Source organism: Streptomyces bathyalis, assembly GCF_015910445.1.
GTDB classification, from domain to species: Bacteria; Actinomycetota; Actinomycetes; order Streptomycetales; family Streptomycetaceae; genus Streptomyces; species Streptomyces bathyalis.
On record NZ_CP048882.1, the window covers coordinates 1,929,366 to 1,948,372 of the forward strand.

The 19,007-nt window shown below is 71.5% G+C and carries 14 protein-coding genes and 1 riboswitch; of the genes, 4 read left to right on the plus strand and 10 right to left on the minus strand.

What is annotated here, in order from left to right; genetic code table 11:
* Positions 1 to 184 precede the first annotated feature (184 nt).
* Together G4Z16_RS08290 and G4Z16_RS08295 are read right to left on the minus strand one after the other, a co-directional pair.
* On the minus strand, positions 185 to 583 hold the full coding sequence (locus G4Z16_RS08290) for a (2Fe-2S) ferredoxin domain-containing protein (RefSeq protein ID WP_197354249.1): 399 nt from the start codon (positions 581 to 583) through the stop codon (positions 185 to 187).
* Between the two features lie 104 nt (positions 584 to 687).
* Positions 688 to 811, minus strand: a riboswitch (cobalamin riboswitch).
* A gap of 189 nt (positions 812 to 1,000) precedes the next feature.
* Positions 1,001 to 1,951: an aminoglycoside phosphotransferase family protein gene (locus G4Z16_RS08295; RefSeq protein ID WP_197350158.1), complete on the minus strand. Its 951-nt coding sequence runs from the start codon at positions 1,949 to 1,951 to the stop codon at positions 1,001 to 1,003.
* A 268-nt stretch (positions 1,952 to 2,219) separates the two neighbouring features.
* Between G4Z16_RS08295 and G4Z16_RS08300 the strand changes: the two genes are divergently transcribed.
* Entirely contained in the window at positions 2,220 to 2,897 is a 678-nt protein-coding gene (locus tag G4Z16_RS08300) for a class I SAM-dependent methyltransferase (RefSeq protein ID WP_197350159.1), read from the plus strand.
* Positions 2,898 to 3,097: 200 nt separating this feature from the next.
* On the plus strand, positions 3,098 to 3,856 hold the full coding sequence (locus G4Z16_RS08305) for a GNAT family N-acetyltransferase (RefSeq protein ID WP_197354250.1): 759 nt from the start codon (positions 3,098 to 3,100) through the stop codon (positions 3,854 to 3,856).
* Between the two features lie 7 nt (positions 3,857 to 3,863).
* Here G4Z16_RS08305 and G4Z16_RS08310 read toward each other — a convergent pair whose 3' ends face one another.
* The 3 genes from G4Z16_RS08310 to G4Z16_RS08320 form a co-directional block, all read right to left on the minus strand.
* Positions 3,864 to 4,343 (minus strand): DinB family protein, encoded by a 480-nt coding sequence (locus tag G4Z16_RS08310; RefSeq protein WP_197354251.1) that lies wholly within the window; start codon positions 4,341 to 4,343, stop codon positions 3,864 to 3,866.
* 244 nt (positions 4,344 to 4,587) lie between these two features.
* Positions 4,588 to 6,177 (minus strand): phosphoglycerate dehydrogenase, encoded by a 1,590-nt coding sequence (gene serA, locus G4Z16_RS08315; protein WP_246530739.1) that lies wholly within the window; start codon positions 6,175 to 6,177, stop codon positions 4,588 to 4,590.
* Positions 6,178 to 6,451: 274 nt separating this feature from the next.
* Positions 6,452 to 9,163, minus strand: coding sequence for a beta-glucosidase family protein (locus tag G4Z16_RS08320; protein ID WP_197350163.1), 2,712 nt, complete (start codon positions 9,161 to 9,163; stop codon positions 6,452 to 6,454).
* Between the two features lie 61 nt (positions 9,164 to 9,224).
* Here G4Z16_RS08320 and G4Z16_RS08325 point away from each other — a divergent pair, with 61 nt between their 5' ends.
* Positions 9,225 to 10,241, plus strand: a complete 1,017-nt coding sequence (locus tag G4Z16_RS08325; RefSeq protein ID WP_197350164.1) for a GlxA family transcriptional regulator — start codon at positions 9,225 to 9,227, stop codon at positions 10,239 to 10,241.
* A gap of 122 nt (positions 10,242 to 10,363) precedes the next feature.
* Positions 10,364 to 10,990 (plus strand): DJ-1/PfpI family protein, encoded by a 627-nt coding sequence (locus G4Z16_RS08330; RefSeq protein WP_197350166.1) that lies wholly within the window; start codon positions 10,364 to 10,366, stop codon positions 10,988 to 10,990.
* A gap of 26 nt (positions 10,991 to 11,016) precedes the next feature.
* Here G4Z16_RS08330 and G4Z16_RS08335 read toward each other — a convergent pair whose 3' ends face one another.
* From G4Z16_RS08335 to G4Z16_RS08355, 5 genes are all read right to left on the minus strand, one after another.
* Positions 11,017 to 11,640: a histidine phosphatase family protein gene (locus G4Z16_RS08335; protein ID WP_197350168.1), complete on the minus strand. Its 624-nt coding sequence runs from the start codon at positions 11,638 to 11,640 to the stop codon at positions 11,017 to 11,019.
* A gap of 122 nt (positions 11,641 to 11,762) precedes the next feature.
* Complete coding sequence (ilvC, locus tag G4Z16_RS08340; RefSeq protein ID WP_197350170.1) at positions 11,763 to 12,761, minus strand: ketol-acid reductoisomerase; 999 nt, start codon at positions 12,759 to 12,761, stop codon at positions 11,763 to 11,765.
* A gap of 161 nt (positions 12,762 to 12,922) precedes the next feature.
* Positions 12,923 to 13,447 carry an acetolactate synthase small subunit gene (gene ilvN, locus G4Z16_RS08345; protein ID WP_028435325.1) on the minus strand — a complete coding sequence of 175 codons (525 nt, stop codon included), beginning with the start codon at positions 13,445 to 13,447 and terminating at the stop codon, positions 12,923 to 12,925.
* A 48-nt stretch (positions 13,448 to 13,495) separates the two neighbouring features.
* Positions 13,496 to 15,364 (minus strand): acetolactate synthase large subunit, encoded by a 1,869-nt coding sequence (locus tag G4Z16_RS08350; RefSeq protein WP_197350172.1) that lies wholly within the window; start codon positions 15,362 to 15,364, stop codon positions 13,496 to 13,498.
* Between the two features lie 237 nt (positions 15,365 to 15,601).
* Positions 15,602 to 18,970, minus strand: a complete 3,369-nt coding sequence (locus tag G4Z16_RS08355; RefSeq protein WP_197350180.1) for a putative bifunctional diguanylate cyclase/phosphodiesterase — start codon at positions 18,968 to 18,970, stop codon at positions 15,602 to 15,604.
* Positions 18,971 to 19,007 lie beyond the last annotated feature (37 nt).

Genomic DNA, 19,007 nt, shown 5'->3' on the forward strand with positions numbered 1-19,007 from the left:
CAACGGTCGCGGACAGCAACGGCGTTCATCCACCGGTGGCGCTCGACGAGCTTCGGCTCGGTGTTCGACTCGGCATGGCTCCAGCCACCTGGGGACGGGCGTTCGCCGCGATGAGCCCCGATGAGACCTTCAGCCTTCGCTCCACCACGCGATGTCCGGCTCCGGGAGTCGGTGAAGGGCTGTCTCATTGCCCCCGATCACGGATCGGCGACGCAGCGCGCCGATTCCCTGCAAGCCCCCGTCGCGGCGGAGTGATGGCGTGCAGGTCGAGGATCTCCGGCTGCGGAGCGACGCCGGGGCCGCCCGCGCGTACCCAGGCGGTGACGTCCTCGGTCGCGTCCGGGCTGTTGACCAGCCCCAGCCAGACGGGCCGCGCACCGGCGGCGCGCCCGGCGGCGGAAGGCTGCACGACGATGACGTTGGCCTGGTCACACACGTCCAGGCAGTCGGACACGCGAACCGGTGCCTCCTCCCGCAGCCGAGCCGTCTGTGCCGCGTGATCCAGTCCGGTCACCTTGGGACTGCCGCAGCAGCAGTCCCGGCACACGACGATCCGGCACGGAGCAGGGCCGGCAGTCTCCACTGCCCCCGCTTCGTCGGATGCCTCATCGACCGATGTCTCGGGCACGCCGAACCTTCCCTCTCTCCGGGGAGATCCGCCCCGGTACGTCGAGGAGGCGACCGCGTGAGTCTCCTGGCTCTCGGGTCAAGGCTCGTCCCCGCCTTCCCACCCGCCCGGGGCAGTGGCCTGTCGGGGATCCGCTCGCCGATCACAGTGGCGGGACCGCGCCGGATTCACACCGGCTTCCTCGAACCGCCGTCGCCATGTCACGGGCCATCATTCCATCCGGGCGCCGTCCAGGGCCGAGGGCCTCCGCGGGCCCCGAAGAAGCGCCGGACGCAGATCGGCGGTCCGGACGATGACGCGGCTCGTCCCTGCAACTGCCCTGCAGCGTGCGTGACTTGACGGGCTCCCGTTGCCGGTCGGCGCTCGTGGATGTCAGTCTCCGACGCCCCCTGCGAACGGCATCGTCCGCCACCGGATGATGGCGGGGTTCAAGTACTCGGGCAACGCGGGCAGTTGAGGCGCGAGCGCCAGGGCGGCGATGACCCGCAGCATGCCTACGGCGTTCACGAAGCTCATGACGTCCTCCTTCAACGGCCTCATGCCGTTGCGCCGCGCGCCGCGGTCGTAGGCGGATTCGAGGTCGGGCCCGAGGGTGGCCAGGTCCCACTCGACGGGGCCCGACGTGACCAGTTCGAAGTCGGCGTAGAGCTTCCCGTCCTTCCCGGAGAAGATGTTCGCGGGTGGGCAGTCGCCGTGGATGGGCTGGACATCGGTCCACGGGAACGCCGTCTCGAACGCCGCGCGTGAGCTCACGAGAGGTTCCAGGACCTGCCACTCGCGGCGCGCGCGGTCCAGATCGCTCGGAGCGATGAGGTCGGGGCGGTCTTCGAGCAGGGCAAGGCTTTCCCCGATGACCCGCGGTTCGGCCGCGGACAGGAACGACAGCCGGCCGGGGTATCCGCGCAGGGCGGCGTGCAGGTCGGCAACGATTTCGGCGTTGGCCACGTAGTCGGGCTCCTTGTCCCGGTCCTCCTCGACGAACTGCCAGAACGTCATCGAGAGTCCGTCGCGCTGTACGGGCTCCCGTGGCACGAGAGGACTGGGCTGGATCACGGGGGCTCCCTGGTCTGCGAGCCACCGCGTCACGTCAAGTTCCGCCTGCTGGCGGGCGGCCTGGGAACCGAGATCCGCGGAGTGCGGCAGGACTGTGGGAATCCGGGCCACGACCGGTGACGGCGCGAGGTGGACGACCACGGAGAACAGGTCGTGGAGCACCTCGGCATCGGTCACGGTGAGCCCGAGAGCGCGCCCCGCTCCCACGGCCGCGTCGACTGCTGCGGAGGTGCGTCGGGCAATCTGCTCTGGCGTCACGAAATCGGGCATGGCTCGATCGTTCCACGCCGCAGCACGGCGTTCGACGTACAACTTCCAGCCGGTAGCGGCCACTTCGCCCGACGGACATCCGGGCCGCCGACGAACGCGAGCTCCCCGTATGGAGAACCCGGGCAGCGGCAGTTCCGCCGGGGGAGGAAATCGGGGCCGGAGAACCACCGCGCGGGCAGGTGATGGAGCAACGACAACGGCGGCCCGGTCGCCCGGGGGAGCCGGTCACCAAAACGGGCCCACGGCGGGCGAACGGACGGGGAACGTCATGTCAGCAGCGGCGTACGACCAGATCGCCGACTGGTACGAACAGGATTTCCTGCGCGGGCAGGACGCCGAGACCTCGGAGGGAAACCCCCGCAGCCTGGGCGGCCTGCTCGGGGACCTTCTCGGAACGGGCAGCGGTACGTGCCTGGAGATCGGCTGCGGCACGGGGGTCCACGCTGCCGCGCTCCGCGACCTGGGCTGGACGCCGGTCGGCGTGGACCTGTCGCGAGGGATGCTCGGCCACGCCCGCAGCCGGCTACCGGTCGCGCAGGCCGATGCCGCGAGGCTTCCGGTGAGCGACGGCTCCGTCACGGCCGCTGTCGCAGTCATGGTGCACACGGACATGCCGCACTATCCGGCGGTACTGCGGGAAGCGGCCCGTGTCCTCCGGCCCGGTGGGGTGTTCGTGCACATCGGCGTCCACCCCTGCTTCTGCGGGGCGTTCGCCGACCGCACGGACCCCGACGCGATCGTGGTCCGCCCCGGCTATCTCGACGGCGCCTGGACGAAGGCTTCCTGGACCGACCAGGGCGTACGCGACAAGGTCGGGGCCACACACCTTCCGCTGCCGGGCCTGCTCCACGCCTTCCTCGACGCGGGACTGGCACTCGAACAGTTCGCCGAGCACGGCACCCCCACCCCGATCGTCATGGCCGTGACGGCACGCAAGCGCGGCTGATCTCCCACACGTCCCGCTGACCGGCCGCCGCGGGCCGGCCGCCCCGGTCCGCCCGGGCGGTTTCCCCGCACCGGCTGCCGTCACCGTTCCGAGTGCGTAACGTCGGCGAGGTGACGAACGGGGACGGCAGCAGCCACGACGGCGGGGACGGGACCGAGGACGACGGGGACGGCCGACTCCTCGCCCTGTACGACGAGTTGATGCGCGGAGCACCGGCCGAGCCGGCCATCGGCGTGACGTACGAACAGGACGGGCCGCTCGTGCGTGCCGTGGGCGGCTTCCGCGCCTTCGTGTTCGGACCGCGTGACAGCGGGCTGCGGGGCGCCGACCTGGACCGCCTGATCGCGCGGCAACGGGACCGCTTCGCCGCGCGGGAGGAGACGGCCGAGTGGCGCATCCACGCGCACGACGAGCCGCGGGATCTGCCGGAACGGCTGCGTGCAGCGGGCTTCGTCCCGGGTGACGGCAAGACCGTACTCGTCGGCGCGAGCGCGGAGTTGGCCACGGAACCCCCGGCGCCGGAAGGCGTGGTCATCCGCCGCGTGACCGACGCCGGTGACATGCGCCGCATCGCGGCGGTGGAGGCCTCCGTGTGGGACATGGACCTGAGCTGGCTGGCGCGCTTCCTGGCCGAGCGGATCGCGGCCTCACCGGACGGCACCGCGGTTCTGGTGGCCGAGGCGGGCGAGGCCGGCGGGCAGGTCGTCGCCGCGGGGTGGATGATCTTCCAGGCGGGACGGGGCTTCGCCGGGCTGCGCGGCGGTACGACGCTGCCGGAGTGGCGCGGACGGGGCGTCTACCGGGCGCTGGTCGCCGAACGCGCCCGGATCGCCGCCGCGCGCCGCCTGCCGTATCTGCAGGTCGACGCCTCGGACGACAGTCTGCCGATCCTGCGCCGGCTGGGCTTCCGCACCGTGACGACCGTGACGCCGTATGTGTGGAGACCTGCCCGCGGCTGACGACCTGTCAGGCTCCGGTGGTGCCGTCGATGGCCTCGCGGAGGAAGTCGGCGTGCCCGTTGTGGCGCGCGTACTCGTGGATGAGGTGCAGCATCACCAGCCGCAGCGAGACGTCCTTACCCCAACGGACCTGGTGGCCGGTGACGTCCAGGGACGCCGCCTCCTTCTCGATGCGGCGCGCGTGCTCGACCTCCGCCTGCCAGGCGTCGAACGCCTCGGCCCGTGTGGACCGGCTCGCGTCGTAGGCGACCTGGAAGTCGCCGTCGTCGGACCACACCAGCGGGATGTCCTCACCGTTGATCGTCCGCCGGAACCAGGCGCGTTCGACCTCCGCCATGTGCCGCACCAGGCCGAGCAGCGAGAGCGTCGACGGCGGTGACGAGGCGATCCGCAGCTGGTCGTCGCTCAGGCCCTCGCACTTCATGGCGAGGGTCTCGCGGTGGAATTCGAGGAAGGCCCGCAGGGTCTCGCGCTCTCCGCCGGTCAGCGGGGGAGCGGTCCGTTCTTCCCCCTCGGCCCTGGCGGGCCTGGGGGGACCCCCACCCTCGGCCCCAGCAGACCCGGGGAGACCCCCACCCTCGGCCCCGGCGGACCCGGGGGATTTCCCAGTCACGTCCTGTGCCCTGCCTTTCGGTTGTGTACGGGCCCGCACCGCAGCCCCCTGAACAGGCGCGCGCCCGGGCCGTGTCCTCACGGCCCGGGCGCACCCGATGTGCTGTCCCGCTCCCCGGTCAGTCGGAGAGGTCGACGCTGCGCGCGGAGGTCGCCCCGATCTCGCCCTTGATCTCGGCGAGTACGGGTGCCGGGATGTTGTCGTCGACGGTCAGCGCCACCAGCGCCTCACCGCCCGCCGTGGCGCGGCCGACCTGCATGCCGGCGATGTTGATGCCGGCCTCGCCGAGGATCCGGCCGACGGTGCCGACCATGCCCGGGCGGTCGGTGTACCGGAAGAAGGCCAGGTGCTCGGCCAGCGGCAGGTCCACGTCGTGCTCGCCGACGGCGACGATCTTCTGCAGGTGCTTGGGCCCGGTCAGCGTGCCGGAGACCGAGACCTCCTCGCCGCTGCTGAGGGTGCCCCGCACCGTCACCATGTTGCGGTGGTCCGCGGACTCGCTGGAGGTCGTCAGGCGCACCTCGACACCGCGCTCCTGCGCGAAGAGCGGCGCGTTGACGTAGCTGACGGTCTCGTCGACGACGTCCTCGAAGACGCCCTTGAGCGCGGAGAGTTCGAGCACCTTCACGTCGTGCTGAGTGATCTCGCCGTACACCTCCACGTCCAGCCGCACGGCGACCTCTCCCGCGAGCGCGGTGAAGATCCGGCCCAGGCCCTCGGCCAGCGGCAGCGCGGGCCGCACGTCCTCGGCGATGACTCCGCCCTGGACGTTGACGGCGTCCGGGACGAGCTCGCCCGCCAGTGCCAGACGCACCGACTTGGCGACCGCGATGCCCGCCTTCTCCTGCGCCTCGCCGGTGGAGGCACCCAGGTGCGGCGTGCACACGACCTGGTCGAACTCGAAGAGCGGCGAGTCGGTGCAAGGCTCGCTGGCGTAGACGTCCAGACCCGCACCCGCGACGCGGCCCTCCTTGAGCGCGGAGGCCAACGCCGCCTCGTCGACGATTCCGCCGCGGGCCGCGTTGACGACGCGGACGCTCGGCTTGACCTTGTGCAGCGCGTCGTCACCGATCAGACCCAGCGTCTCGGGCGTCTTGGGCAGGTGGACGGTGATGAAGTCCGAGACCTCCAGCAGTTCGTCCAGGGAGAGCAGCTTGACGCCCATCTGCGCGGCCCGCGCGGGCTGCACGAACGGGTCATAGGCGACGACCTTCATCCCGAACGCCGACATGCGCTGCGCCACGAGCACGCCGATGCGGCCGAGACCGACGACGCCGAGGGTCTTCTCGCTCAGCTCCACGCCGGTGTACTTGCTGCGCTTCCACTCGCCGTTCTTCAGCGCCGTGTTGGCCTGCGGGATGTTGCGGGCGCTGGCGATCAGCAGACCGCAGGCGAGTTCGGCGGCGGTGACGATGTTGGAGGTGGGTGCGTTCACCACCATCACGCCGGCCTTGGTGGCGGCGGGGACGTCGACGTTGTCCAGCCCGACGCCCGCGCGGGCGACGACCTTGAGTTTCCGTGCGGCCGCCACCGCCTCGGCGTCGACCTTCGTCGCGGAGCGGACGAGGATCGCGTCCACGTCGGCGATGGCGGTGAGGAGTTCGTCCCGGTCGGCGCCGTTGCAGTGCCGGATCTCGAAGTCCGGGCCCAGGGCGTCGACGGTGGCGGGCGAGAGCTCTTCGGCGATCAGTACTACGGGCTTGCTCACGTGGTCTCCAGTTCGGGGGTACCTCCCAGGCCGAAGGCCCAGGGGGAGGGTCATCCTCGCTGCGAGCAGCGGCGGGGAACTACGGCCGCGTCCCGGCGACCGTAGTCGATGGAGGGGGTCGTCCCCGCGGGCGGCGGCGCAGGGCAGACGCACGACGCTGTGAGCCTGTGGCGCGCTCGGCTTGCCCGTGCAGTGTAGCTACGTGGATGCCGTGCGGGCTGCCCCTCCCCGTAAACGGCCGGCCACGGACCGGCATCGCCGCCGGTCCGCGTCCTCACTGCCCGGCGTGGCCGTCCGTACCTGCGGACACAGCGGCCTCGCCTCGCACGTCACGGCTGGAGTGCGCGGCGAGGAGGCGGTACTCCCCTGCCGGGGTGTACCAGGAGTGCGTGTCCTCGTCCCACACCTGGAAGGCGCGCGGCTCGACGGCGACGGTGGCCCGTACGGTCTCACCAGGCGCCGCCGCGACGACGGTGAAACCGGCGAGCCAGCGCAGCGGCCGGTGCGGATGACCCTCCCCGCCCGGGGGCTCCACGTAGACCTGCACGACCTCGCGGGAGGGGCGCCGGCCGGTGTTGCGCACGGGAACCGTCACCTCCACCGGCTGCCCCTCGCGCCAGTGCCCGGCAGACGGCTCGCCGTAGGACCAGTCCGAGTAGCCCAGGCCGTAGCCGAAGTCACGCGCGGGCCGGCGCCCGAGTCGGTCCCAGCCACGGTGACCCACGTCGAGGTCCTCGGTGTAGTCGATCAAGCCGTCGATGGGGATGCCGTCCGGAACGGGCACGTCGCCCGCGTCGGCGGGAAGCGTCCAGGGCAGGCGCCCGGACGGTTCGCACGCGCCGGTCAGCACGTCGGCGAGGGATCCCCCCGCCTCCTGTCCGGGCAGCCACCACCACAGCACCGCGGGGACGTCGTCGAGCCAGGGCAGCAGCACCGGCGCGCCCGCGTTGACGACGACGACCGTACGGGGATTCGCCTCGGCGACCCGGCGCACCAACTCGTGCTGGCGGCCCGGGAGTCCGAGATCGGCGCGGTCCCAGCCCTCGGACTCCGACTCGGGGTTGGTGCCCACGACCACGACCGCCGCGTCCGCCTCGCGGGCGGCCCGTACGGCCTCCGCGATCTCCTCGCCCGTGCCGGGCTCCGGCGGCAGATGGCGCAGCTCCAGCCGCGCGAAGCGGCCGAACCCGGTGACCTCGACGACCTGCACGGTCGCCGAGACCGTCACCTCCAGGGCCTCGTCTCCCACGGTGACGCGGCGCACGCGGCCCTCGGGGTGTCCGGCGGAGGCGTCGAGCAGGACCTCCTCGGCGACCCTGTGGTTGCTCTCGCTGAGCAGCTCCCCGTCGATCTCGATGCGGTGCGCTCCGACGGGGGCGATCTCCAGCAGGTGCTCCCCGGGCCCGTCGAGCCGCAGCCGCGCCTCGGCCCGTACGGACACCGCCCCCTCGGGCAGCCCGCCCAGCGCACCGTCCCAGGGCGCGGGACGGGTCAGGGCCGACAGCTCCCGGCCCTCGGCGTCGTGCACGTTCAGCTCGACGCCGTCGCCCTGCAGGACGGCCGCGCCGGCCAGCGGCGCGTGGCGCATCGTGCGGCCGCCGCGGTGTGCGGTGACGACGGCTGACGGGAACGCCGCGCGCAGCGCGTCCAGCGGGGCGCTCACGTAGGGCGGGGTGACGCGTGCGCTGCCGCCGCCCTGGACGAACGGTTCGAGGGCGTTGGCCCCGATCAGCGCTATCCGGGAGGTGTCCCGCGGCAGCGGCAGCAGATCGCCCTCGTTGCGCAGGACGACGGTGGCGCGGGCCGCGGTCCGCCGCAGCAAGGAGGCGGTGGCGAGCTGGTGCCCGGATGCCTCCTCCTGCGGGGCCGGGCCGGTGCCGCCCGGGTCCTGGCCGTCCGCCGCCGAGGGATCCGACAGGGCGCCCACGCGGGCCGCGAGACGGAGGATGCGGCGCACCTTGTCGTCGATGTCCTCCTCGGGCACCTCACCGGCGCGCACGGCGTCGAGCAGGCCGCCTGCCCAGGGGCCGCCGGGACCGGGCATCACGAGGTCGAGCCCGTTGCGGGCGGAGGCGACGGTGCTTTTCGTCGCGAGCCAGTCGCTGACCACGACACCGTCGAACTCCCATTCCTCCTTGAGCAGTTCGCGCAGCAGCCTCCGGTGCTCGGTGGCCGGCGCCTCCTCGGAACCCCATGCGAGCCCGTTGTAGGCGGCCATGGCCATCCACACCCCGGCGTCCTTGACGACCCGCTCGAACGGCGCGAGATACACCTCGCGCAGCGCGCGGGCGCTCAACCGCGAGGTGTAGAGCGTGCGTTGGGTCTCCGAGTCGTTGGCGACGAAGTGCTTGATGCACGCGCCCACGCCCTCCTGCTGGAGTGCGGCGACGTACGGCACCGCCATGCGTCCGCTGAGCAGCGGATCCTCCGAGAAGCACTCGAAGTGGCGTCCCGCCAGCGGCGTCCGCTGAAGGTTGACCACCGGCGCGAGGACCACGTCAGCGCTCTTCGCGCGTGCCTCCCCAGCCATCAGTGCGCCCAACTCCCCTGCCAGCGACTCGTCCCAGGTGGCGGCGAGAGCCGAGGGCGCGGGCATCTGCGCCGACGTCGTGGGCGCGAGGCCTCTGCCGCGCACGCCGATCGGCCCGTCCGAGACGGTGAGGGCACGCAGCCCGGCCGAACGAAGCGGATACAGCATCCAGTTGGTCTCGCCGGTGAGCACCCGCACACGTTCTTCGAGGCTCAACCCGGCAACCAGCGCGTCGAGCCGGTCATCGGTCGGCTGCCAGGACGGAGCGGGCCGGCCAGCGACGGTCATGAGCTTCTCCCGGAGGACGTCGTAGGGGTGTCCCCGGACCCGCCAGGGTCCAGGGGAAGGCGCCGAGGCCGCCTCACCCCAGGCATGCTCCCCAGGCACGGCCGTCCGAACCGCGATCCACGCCGTGCCGCTCGTACGCGCGTACGGCAGCTCGATGTCAGATGCCATGGCAGAAAAGGTGGGACCTTCGTCATTGCTGACATCGCGGGCGCCCTGAAGAATCGAGTCCATGACCAGGCACTCCCGAAGAGGCGGCAGTGACGTCCTGATCGTCGTCTTCGACGGCGTGCAGAGCCTCGATGTGACGGGCCCCTTCGAGGTCTTCGCCGGCGCCTGCCTGTCCGCCGGCGCCCCCGGCGCGTACCGCCTGCGCACCGCCTCCCTCGACGGCGGAGCTGTCCGCACCTTCAGCGGCCTCACCCTCGTCCCTGACCTCGCGCTCGCCGACGCGCCCTCACCGGACACGCTCCTGGTGCCGGGCGGTCAGGGCACCCGTGCCCCCGACCCCCGTCTGATCGACTGGCTGCGCGCACACGGGCCGTCCGCCCGGCGGCTCGTCTCCGTCTGCACCGGGGCGATGCTGCTCGCCGAAGCGGGGCTGCTGCGCGGTCGCCGGGCGACGACGCACTGGGCGTACAGCCACACGCTCGCCCGCCTCCACCCCGACACCGAGGTCGACCCCGGCCCCATCTACATCCGTGACGGCAATGTCTCGACCTCCGCCGGCGTGACGGCGGGCATCGACCTCGCGCTCTCCCTCGTCGAGGAGGACCTGGGCCGCGACGTCGCGCTCGATGTCGCGCGCCATCTGGTCGTCTTCCTCCACCGCCCGGGAAACCAGGCGCAGTTCAGCACCCAGCTCTCCGCACAGACCGCACAGCGTGAGCCGCTGCGCGACGTCCAGCAGTGGATCAGTGAGCACACGGACGGCGATCTCTCCGTCGCATCACTCGCCGAACGCGCCCGGCTCTCGCCGCGGCACTTCGCCCGGGCCTTCCTCGCCGAGACCGGCGTGACGCCCGGCCGCTACGTCGACCGCGTACGTCTGGAGCAGGCCCGCAGGCTGCTGGAGGAGAGCAACGACAGTGTCGCGGAGATAGCGCGCGCCTGCGGATACGGCACCCCGGAGGCGCTGCGCCGGGCCTTCGTCAGGGTGCTGGGGTCGGCGCCCGCCGAATACCGGCGCCGCTTCCGGACTCCGTCCGCCGGCGCACGCCGCGAGCAACTCGCCCAGGACGAAGCCTGACCGAAGCCCGAACGGGCCCTGCCTCACGCCACGTTCCGGGTCTCACGCCACCTGCCGGGTCTCACGCCACGTTCCGGCCGTCCCGGACTCCGACCGATGAATCCGTCTCCGAAAGGGAAGCCATGCAGATCGCGATTCTCCTCTACGACAACTGCACCGTCCTCGACGCCGTGGGGCCCTATCAGACGCTCGGCCCACTGCCGGACGCCGACACCGTCTTCGTCGCCGAGCAGGCAGGCCCCGTACTGGACGACAACCGGAGCCTCTCGCTGGTGGCCGCGAAGTCCCTGTCCGAAGTCACCCGGCCGGACATCGTGATCGTCCCCGGCGGCCCCGAGCCGGACGTGGGCAACGAGGCGGTGCTCGGCTGGCTGCGCGCCGTCGACGCGACCTCCACGTGGACGGTCTCCGTATGCACCGGCTCGCTGCTGCTCGCGGCCGCGGGACTGCTGAACGGCCGGCGGGCCACGTCCCACTGGACGACCTTGGAGCGGCTGAGGGAATTCGGGGCCGAGCCGTCGCGCCAACGCGTGGTCTTCGACGGCAAGTACGTGACAGCCGCCGGAGTGTCCGCCGGCATCGACATGGGGCTCACGCTCGCGGGGAAGATCGCCGGCGACGAACACGCGCAGGCCGTGCAGCTGATGATCGAGTACGACCCGCAACCGCCGTACGACGCCGGCTCCCCGGACAAGGCACCCGCCGCGCTGGTGGAGCTCATCAGCGGGGCACCGGCCCCCGGGCAGTGAGAGGCCCGCGCTCCGGCACCCTCACCTCAGACGTCGGTCTCCCCCGGCCGGCCCGTGCCGCGGAGCTCCGGCGGAAGGTGGCTCATGTCGTTGAAGAGCAGGAGCGAGGCGGGACGTCCGGGCGCGTACCGGATGGCGGTCAGGGCCGCGTTGGCGTGGTTGAGGCCCATCCAGCGCCACTTCGGTGCGTCGAGAGCGTCCCGAACGAGCCAGCCGATGAGGAAGGTGTGGGTGACGACCAGCTCGTGGCGGGGTTCGTCGCCCTCGGCCGGGCCGGCGAATTCCGCGAGCGCCTGCCCTGCCCGCTCGGGGCCGCGTTCGCACTCCTCCACCGGGATCTGCTCCAGCCGTCCGAGCAGGAAGTCGGCTGATTCCGGGGGGAGTTCGTCGCGCTCCGGCACGTACGGGACGTAGTCCCCGGCCGCCTCCGACAACTGCATGGGCACGCCGTCGAGCTCGTCGCGGATCAGCCCCGCCGTCTGCGCGGCTCGCGCGAGCGGTCCATGACGGATCACGGCGAGCGGACTTCGCCGGAGCCGCTCACCGAGCAGTACGGCCTGACGACGCCCCCTTTCCGTCAGCGCGCGCTCATCCTGCGAAGCCTCGCCATGACGCACCAGGTAGAGGTGCCGGACAGCGGATCGGGCCATCTGTGTGCAGTCCTCCTGTGAGCGTCCAGGCACATGCGTCCGGCCCGTACCCCCACCGGACGGCGGGGGTACGGGCCGGTCAGGCGCACGGCCGCGCAGGCTTGCCGGCCGGCGCGGCGTGCTTACGCGTCCTCGTCGACCCAGCTCATCAGGCCGCGCAGCTTGCGGCCCGTGCTCTCCAGGAGGTGGTCGTTGGCGGCCTTCTTGTACTCGTTGTACTTCGGCAGGCCCGCGTTGTACTCCTGCATCCACTTGTTGGCGAAGGTGCCGTCCTGGATGTCGTCGAGCAGCTTGCGCATCTCGGCCTTGACCTGGTCGTTGATGATCCGCGGACCGCTGACGTAGTCGCCCCACTCTGCGGTCTCGGAGACGGACCAGCGCATCTTCTCCAGGCCGCCCTCGTACATGAGGTCCACGATCAGCTTCAGCTCGTGGAGGCACTCGAAGTAGGCGATCTCCGGCTGGTAACCGGCCTCGACGAGCGTCTCGAAGCCCGCCTTGACCAGTGCCGACGTACCGCCGCACAGCACGGCCTGCTCGCCGAAGAGGTCCGTCTCGGTCTCCTCGGTGAAGGTCGTCTTGATGACGCCGGCGCGGGTGCCGCCGATCCCCTTGGAGTAGGAGAGCGCGAGGTCGAACGCCCGCCCCGTCGCGTCCTGTTCGACGGCGACGATGCACGGAACGCCCCGGCCCTCCTCGAACTGGCGGCGTACCAGGTGGCCCGGTCCCTTCGGCGCGACCATGCACACGTCGATGTTGGACGGGGGCTTGATGAAGTCGTAGCGGATGTTGAGTCCGTGGCCGAAGAAGATGGCGTCGCCGTCCTTGAGGTTCGGGGCGACGGACTCCTGGTAGACCTTGGCCTGGATCGGGTCCGGGACCAGGATCATGATCACGTCGGCCTCGGCGGAGGCCTCCGCGGGCGTGGTGACCTTCAGGCCCTGCTCCTCCGCCTTCGCGCGGGACTTGGAGCCCTCGTGCAGGCCCACCCGCACGTCGACCCCGGAGTCGCGCAGGGACAGCGCGTGGGCGTGGCCCTGGCTGCCGAAGCCGAGAACCGCCACCTTGCGGCCCTGGATGATGGACAGGTCGGCGTCGTCGTCGTAGAACAGCTCGGCCACTTGGGAATTCTCCTCTATCGGGGTCCGGGGACTCCCCCGGGATGGTTCTGAAGGGGTTTTCGAAGGGGACGCGCCGCCCAACCTACGACGGCCGGGCGGCTCGCACCGTGAGGGGTCGCCGACCGGTGCCGGCTGGGGAGCGCCCTGGGCGGGCGCACACCCTACGCGGACCGGTCAAGCGCGCGCAGGCTCCGGTCTGTGATGGAGCGGGCGCCGCGCCCGACGGCGATGGTCCCTGACTGCACCAGCTCCTTGATGCCGTACGGCTCCAGCATCTTGAGCATGGCGTCGAGCTTGTCGCTGCTGCCGGTGGCTTCGATGGTGACGGCCTCCGGCGAAACATCCACGGTCTTGGCGCGGAAGAGCGAGACGATCTCGATGATCTGGGAACGGGCCTCGTTGTCTGCGCGGACCTTCACCAGAACGAGTTCACGCTGGACGGCCGAGGCCGGGTCCAGCTCAACGATCTTGAGAACGTTGACGAGCTTGTTGAGCTGCTTGGTGACCTGCTCCAGCGGAAGATCCTCCACGTTCACGACGATCGTGATGCGGGAGATCTCCGGATGCTCGGTCACGCCGACGGCGAGCGAGTCGATGTTGAAGCCGCGGCGGGAGAACAGCGAGGCGATCCTGGCCAGGATGCCTGGGGTGTTCTCCACCAGGACGGAGAGCGTGTGCTTGGACATCTGTCTTTCCTTCTTCTCAAGCTTCCTTGAGTCCTTGGGCTTCCCTGCTCACTCTTCGCTGTCGCCGAAGTCGGGGCGGACGCCGCGCGCCGCCATGACCTCGTCGTTCGAGGTGCCCGCGGCCACCATCGGCCAGACCATCGCGTCCTCGTGGACGATGAAGTCGACGACGACGGGACGGTCGTTGACCGCGTTGGCCTTCTCGATCACCGAGTCCAGCTCGTCCGGGTCCTCGCAGCGGATGCCGACGCAGCCCATGGCCTCGGCCAGCTTCACGAAGTCGGGGCAGCGCGTGCCCTTGTTGGGCTGCTGCACGTCCTCATCACCGGAGCCGGTGTGCAGCTTCGTGTTCGAGTAGCGCTGGTTGTAGAAGAGCGTCTGCCACTGGCGCACCATGCCCAGCGCGCCGTTGTTGATGATCGCGACCTTGATCGGCACGCCGTTCAGCGCGGCCGTGGCCAGCTCCTGGTTCGTCATCTGGAAGCAGCCGTCGCCGTCGATCGCCCACACGGTGCTCTCAGGCCTGCCGACCTTCGCCCCCAGGGCTGCCGGCACGGCGTAGCCCATCGTGCCCAGACCGCCGGAGTTGAGCCAGGTCGCGGGCCGCTCGTAGCCGATGTAGTGGGCCGCCCACATCTGGTGCTGGCCGACGCCTGCCGCGTAGACGGTGTTGTCGGGGGCCAGTTCGCCGATGCGCTCGATGACCTGCTGCGGGGAGAGGCTGCCGTCGTCGGGGAGGTCGTACCCCAGCGGGTACGTCTCCCTCCAGCGGTCCAGCTGCTTCCACCAGTCCGCGTATCCGGACGCGGCGGGGCTGCCGGCGGGCGCCTCGCCCAGCTCGGCCTGCACCGCCACCACCAGGTCGGCGATGACCTCCCGGGCGTCGCCCACGATCGGCACGTCGGCAGCGCGGTTCTTGCCGATCTCGGCGGGGTCGATGTCGGCGTGCACGATCTTCGCCAGCGGCGCGAAGGAGTCGAGCTTGCCGGTGACCCGGTCGTCGAAGCGTGCGCCGAGCGCGACGATCAGGTCCGCCTTCTGCAGCGATGTGACGGCCGCCACGCTGCCGTGCATGCCGGGCATGCCCAGGTGCTGCGGGTGGCTGTCGGGGAAGGAGCCGAGGGCCATCAGCGTCGTCGTCACGGGGGCCTTGGTCAGTTCCGCGAGGACCTTCAGCTCCGCGGTCGCCTTGGACTTGATGACACCGCCGCCCACGTACAGCACGGGCCGGCGGGCCTCGGCGATCAGCTTCGCGGCCTCGCGGATCTGCTTCGCGTGCGGCTTGGTCACCGGGCGGTAGCCGGGCAGGTCGCAGGTGGGCGGCCAGTTGAAGACCGTGCGGCCCTGAAGGGCGTCCTTGGCGATGTCGACCACGACCGGGCCGGGGCGGCCGGTCGAGGCGATGTGGAACGCCTCGGCGATGGTGCGCGGGATGTCGTCAGGGTCGGTGACCAGGAAGTTGTGCTTGGTGACGGGCATCGAAATGCCGCAGATGTCCGCTTCCTGGAAGGCGTCCGTCCCGATCGCACCCGAAGCGACCTGACCGGTGATGGCGACCAGCGGCACCGAGTCCATGTGCGCGTCCGCGAGGGGAGTGACCAGGTTGGTCGCACCGGGACCCGAGGTGGCCATGCAGACGCCGACCTTGCCGGTGGCCTGCGCGTAGCCGGTGGCCGCGTGCCCCGCGCCCTGCTCGTGCCGCACCAGGACGTGGCGGACGCGGGCGGAGTCCATCATCGGGTCGTACGCCGGAAGGATCGCCCCGCCCGGAATGCCGAATACGGTGTCGGCGCCGACCTCCTCGAGAGCACGAATGAGGGACTGGGCGCCCGTCATCGCGGCCGGCGCGGCCTTCTGCTGTCCGACGGTGCGGGCCCGCGGCTGGGGTTTCGGGGCCGCGGTTGACTGCTCGGTCATCGGTGATCTCTTCTCGAGAGTGAGGTTGACGCTCGTTTTGTGCGGTTGATGCTCGGAGGCGGAGCTTGCGCTCCGGGTCTGATGCAACAAAAAACCCCTCGTGCCGTGAGGCAAGCGAGGGGAGCGCGCCGCTGTGGTCGCGGGTCAGAAAACGAGGACCCGGTCAGTCGACGCGCTTTCCAAGTACGAGAATTCGGGTGCGCATGGCACAGACCCTCCCCCGGCTCACTTTCCGTGTCAAGTGGGTGGGACGCGCGTCTCAGCATGCGGGCACGGTGCGGGGGGCCGTGTGACCGGTTCCACTTCCTCCCGCATGTCCCCCGAGACCAGCCACGGAGGCATGTTCTCGCGCCGCTCCTGCAACCGTACGGGCAGGGCTCCGGCGACCACGACGGAGCGGCCGCCGCCGCGGCCGGAGGAGGTGTGCCCGCTCCTGCTGCCCGCCGGCGCACCCGCCCCGCCCGACGGGCGCCCGCGCCCGGGAACCCCGTGCGCGGGCGTGCGGTCCTCGGGCACGGGCAGTACGCCCCGTGAGAGGGCGTGACGTAACCGGTGCTCGTCCAGCGGCCCGGCGAAGACCGCGCCCTGGCCGTGGGTGCAGCCCATCTCCCGCAACTTGGCTGCCTGTTCAGGTAGGTCCACACCCTCGGCGACCGACATCAGCCCGAGGTCGCCGGCGATGCGCAGCAGCCCCTTGGTGATCTTGCGTTGCCGCGTGGAGTCCGCGACGCCTTCGACGAGGCCGCGTTCGAGCCTCACGATGTCCACGGGCAGCCGGCGCAGCGCCGAGACCGCGAGCGGACCGCTGCCGAACCCGTCGAGCGCGACGAGCACGCCGAGCCCGTGCAGCGCGCTCAGTCTCGACTCCAGGTCGTCGAGGGGGACGCGCGCGTCGGCGCCCGTCAGCTCCAGGATGAGCGACCCCGGCGGCAGCTCCTGGCGGCCGAGCACGTCCTCGACCGTGAGGCCGCGCCGGGCCGGCTCCGTGAGACATGCCACGGGCAGCCGTACGGATACGGGCACCGGGAAGCCCGCGCCGTGCCTCGCCACCGTCTGCTTCACGGCCTCTTCCAGCAGGGTGTGGCCCGTCTCGGCCGCCGCACAGGCCGGGACCGGGTCGCCGGGCACATGGCCACCGCTCGCGTCGCCGACGCCATCGCTTCCGTCACCGCCCCCCGCACGGAGGAACTCGGCGGGCGTGAACAGAACGCCTTGGGCGGAACGCCTGCGCGGATGTGCCGTGACCGCCGTGATCCTGCCTCCCGCCAGCTCGACGACGGGCTGGTGCAGCAGCGTGAACTCGCTGCCGCGCCGCGATACCGCAACCGGGGCCGGCGTCCTGGATGCCTCATCGGCTCCCTGGTCCTCGCGCACGGCCACGGGCGTGCGGTCGGGCGTCCGGTCCGCGCCGGCGGGTGCAACGGTCTTCTGCGTGCCCGCCGCCTCGTCCTGCGTCCGCGGCGTGTAGAGCTCGACCCTCGCCTTGCCCGCCTGCTTGGCCCGGTACATCGCGAGATCCGCGTTGCGCATCAGCGTTGTGGGAGAGATCCCGGGCTGCGCGAAGGCGATGCCGATCGACGCGGCGACGCGGACCTCACGGCCCTCCACGTTGTAGGGCTCGGAGAGTGTCATCCGCAGGCGGTCGGCGATCTCGTGGATGCGCAGTTCCCGTTCGCCATCGGCATGCGTGCTGGGGTTGCCGTCGCCGAGGATGAGCACCGCGAACTCGTCGCCGCCGAGACGGGCCGCCGTGTCGCCGGCCCTCACCGACTCCTGGAGCCTGCGGGCGGCCGCCACGAGCAGTTCGTCGCCGCCTTGGTGGCCGATGCTGTCGTTGACCGCCTTGAAGCCGTCGAGGTCGATGAAGAGCACCGCGTGCTCGCTGTCGCCCCCGCGGCGGCCGACCAGCGCCTTGCGCACGCGCTCCGTGAACAGCGCCCGGTTGGGCAGGTCGGTGAGCGGGTCGTGGGACGCGTTGTGCTGCAACTGCGCCTGGAGACGCACTCGTTCGGTCACGTCGCGGCTGTTGAAGATGAGGCCGCTGCGGTAGCGGTTGACCGTCGACTCGACGTTGAGCCAGTGCCCCCGGCCGTGCCGGAAGCGGCACTCGATCCGCGTCGAGGGCTCCTGCTCGGGCGGCGTCGCCAGGAAGCGGCGCAGCTCGTGCAGTACCCGGGCGAGGTCCTCGGGGTGGATCAGCGCGGCGAGTTCGGAACCGATGAGGGCGTCGCCGTCCCGCCCGTAGACACCTGCCGCCGCGGGTGAGACGTAGCGCAGCATCCCCGTGGGCGAGGCGATCATGATGACGTCGCTGGATCCCTGGACCAGCGAGCGGAAGTGGTTCTCCTTCTGGGCCAGTTCCTGGGTGAGGCTGATGTTGTCGAGCAGCATGATGCCCTGCCGCACGACGAGGGAGAGCACGACCGTGCAGGCGGTGAAGAGCACCACACGGTCGATCTCGCGCCCCGCGACGGCGTTGTAGAGAATCCCCAGCGTGCAGACGGCCGCCGCCAGATACGGAGTGAGCGCCGTCAGCGAGCCCGCGATCGGGCGGCTCAGGCTCTCCCCGTACGGCGCGGTCTCCCGGTCGGCGACCGGAGCGGCCCCGGCCCCGGCAGCGGCGGCGGTGGTCTCCGGCGCGGGGCCGCGGCGGGCGGACTCCCGCTCGCCCTTGACCCACGGCGCGTACGCCAGCAGAAGCGAGCCCGCGAACCAGCCGGCGTCGAGCAACTGCCCCGACGTGTAGTGCTCGCGGAGCAGCGGGGAAGTGAACAGCGCATCGCACAGCACGGTCAGCGCGAGGGCGCCGATGGCCGTGTTGATCGCCGAACGGTGCGCTGCGGACCGCCTGAAGTGCAGCGCCAGCACCATGCTCACCAGCACGATGTCGAGCAGCGGGTACGCGAGGCTGAGCGCGGCACGCGCCACCGTGTCGCCCTCCCAGTACGCCGTGTGGACGAGCGCGAGCGACCAGGAGATCGTGAGCAGCGAACCGCCGATGAGCCACGAGTCGAGGCCCAGGCAGACCCAACCGGCGCGCGTGACGGGCCTCTTGGCCAGCACGAGCAGACCGATGATGGCGAACGGGGCGAAGAGCAGGAAGCAGAAGTCGGCGGCCGAGGGGCGCGGCACCGGCTGGTGCAGCACGACCTCGTACCACCCCCACACCGCGTTCCCTGCGGCCGCCATGATCGAGGAGAGGCCGAACAGCAGCCACGCGGGGCCCAGTTGGGTGCCCCGGTGGGCGCGGGCATACCGCACGCACGAGGCGGCAGCGAGCAGCCCGGCGGCGCTCAGCCCGAAGTCGCCCATGATCAGCGAGACCTGCTCGGTCCCCCAGCCGATGGCCGCACCGATCGCATAGCCGCCGCAGAGGAGGACGAGCAGGAACTGGGGCAGCACACCCACCGCTCGCGCCCGCAACGGAGGGCCGGGCTCGCGGGGCGTCGCCGCGTCACGCGGCGCTGCGGCTCCCCCTGGCCTGCCACCACCGGACAGCTCACCGCTGTGCGGTGCGAGGGCCGGGCCGGCGCTCGGGGCGAATGCCGGCGCACCGGCCGGGGTCCGCACGATGCCCTGGCGCGTGACGGCGCCCCCGGCGGTCATCGGGTCCCCTTGTGGAACGGAGGCTTCTCGTACCTCC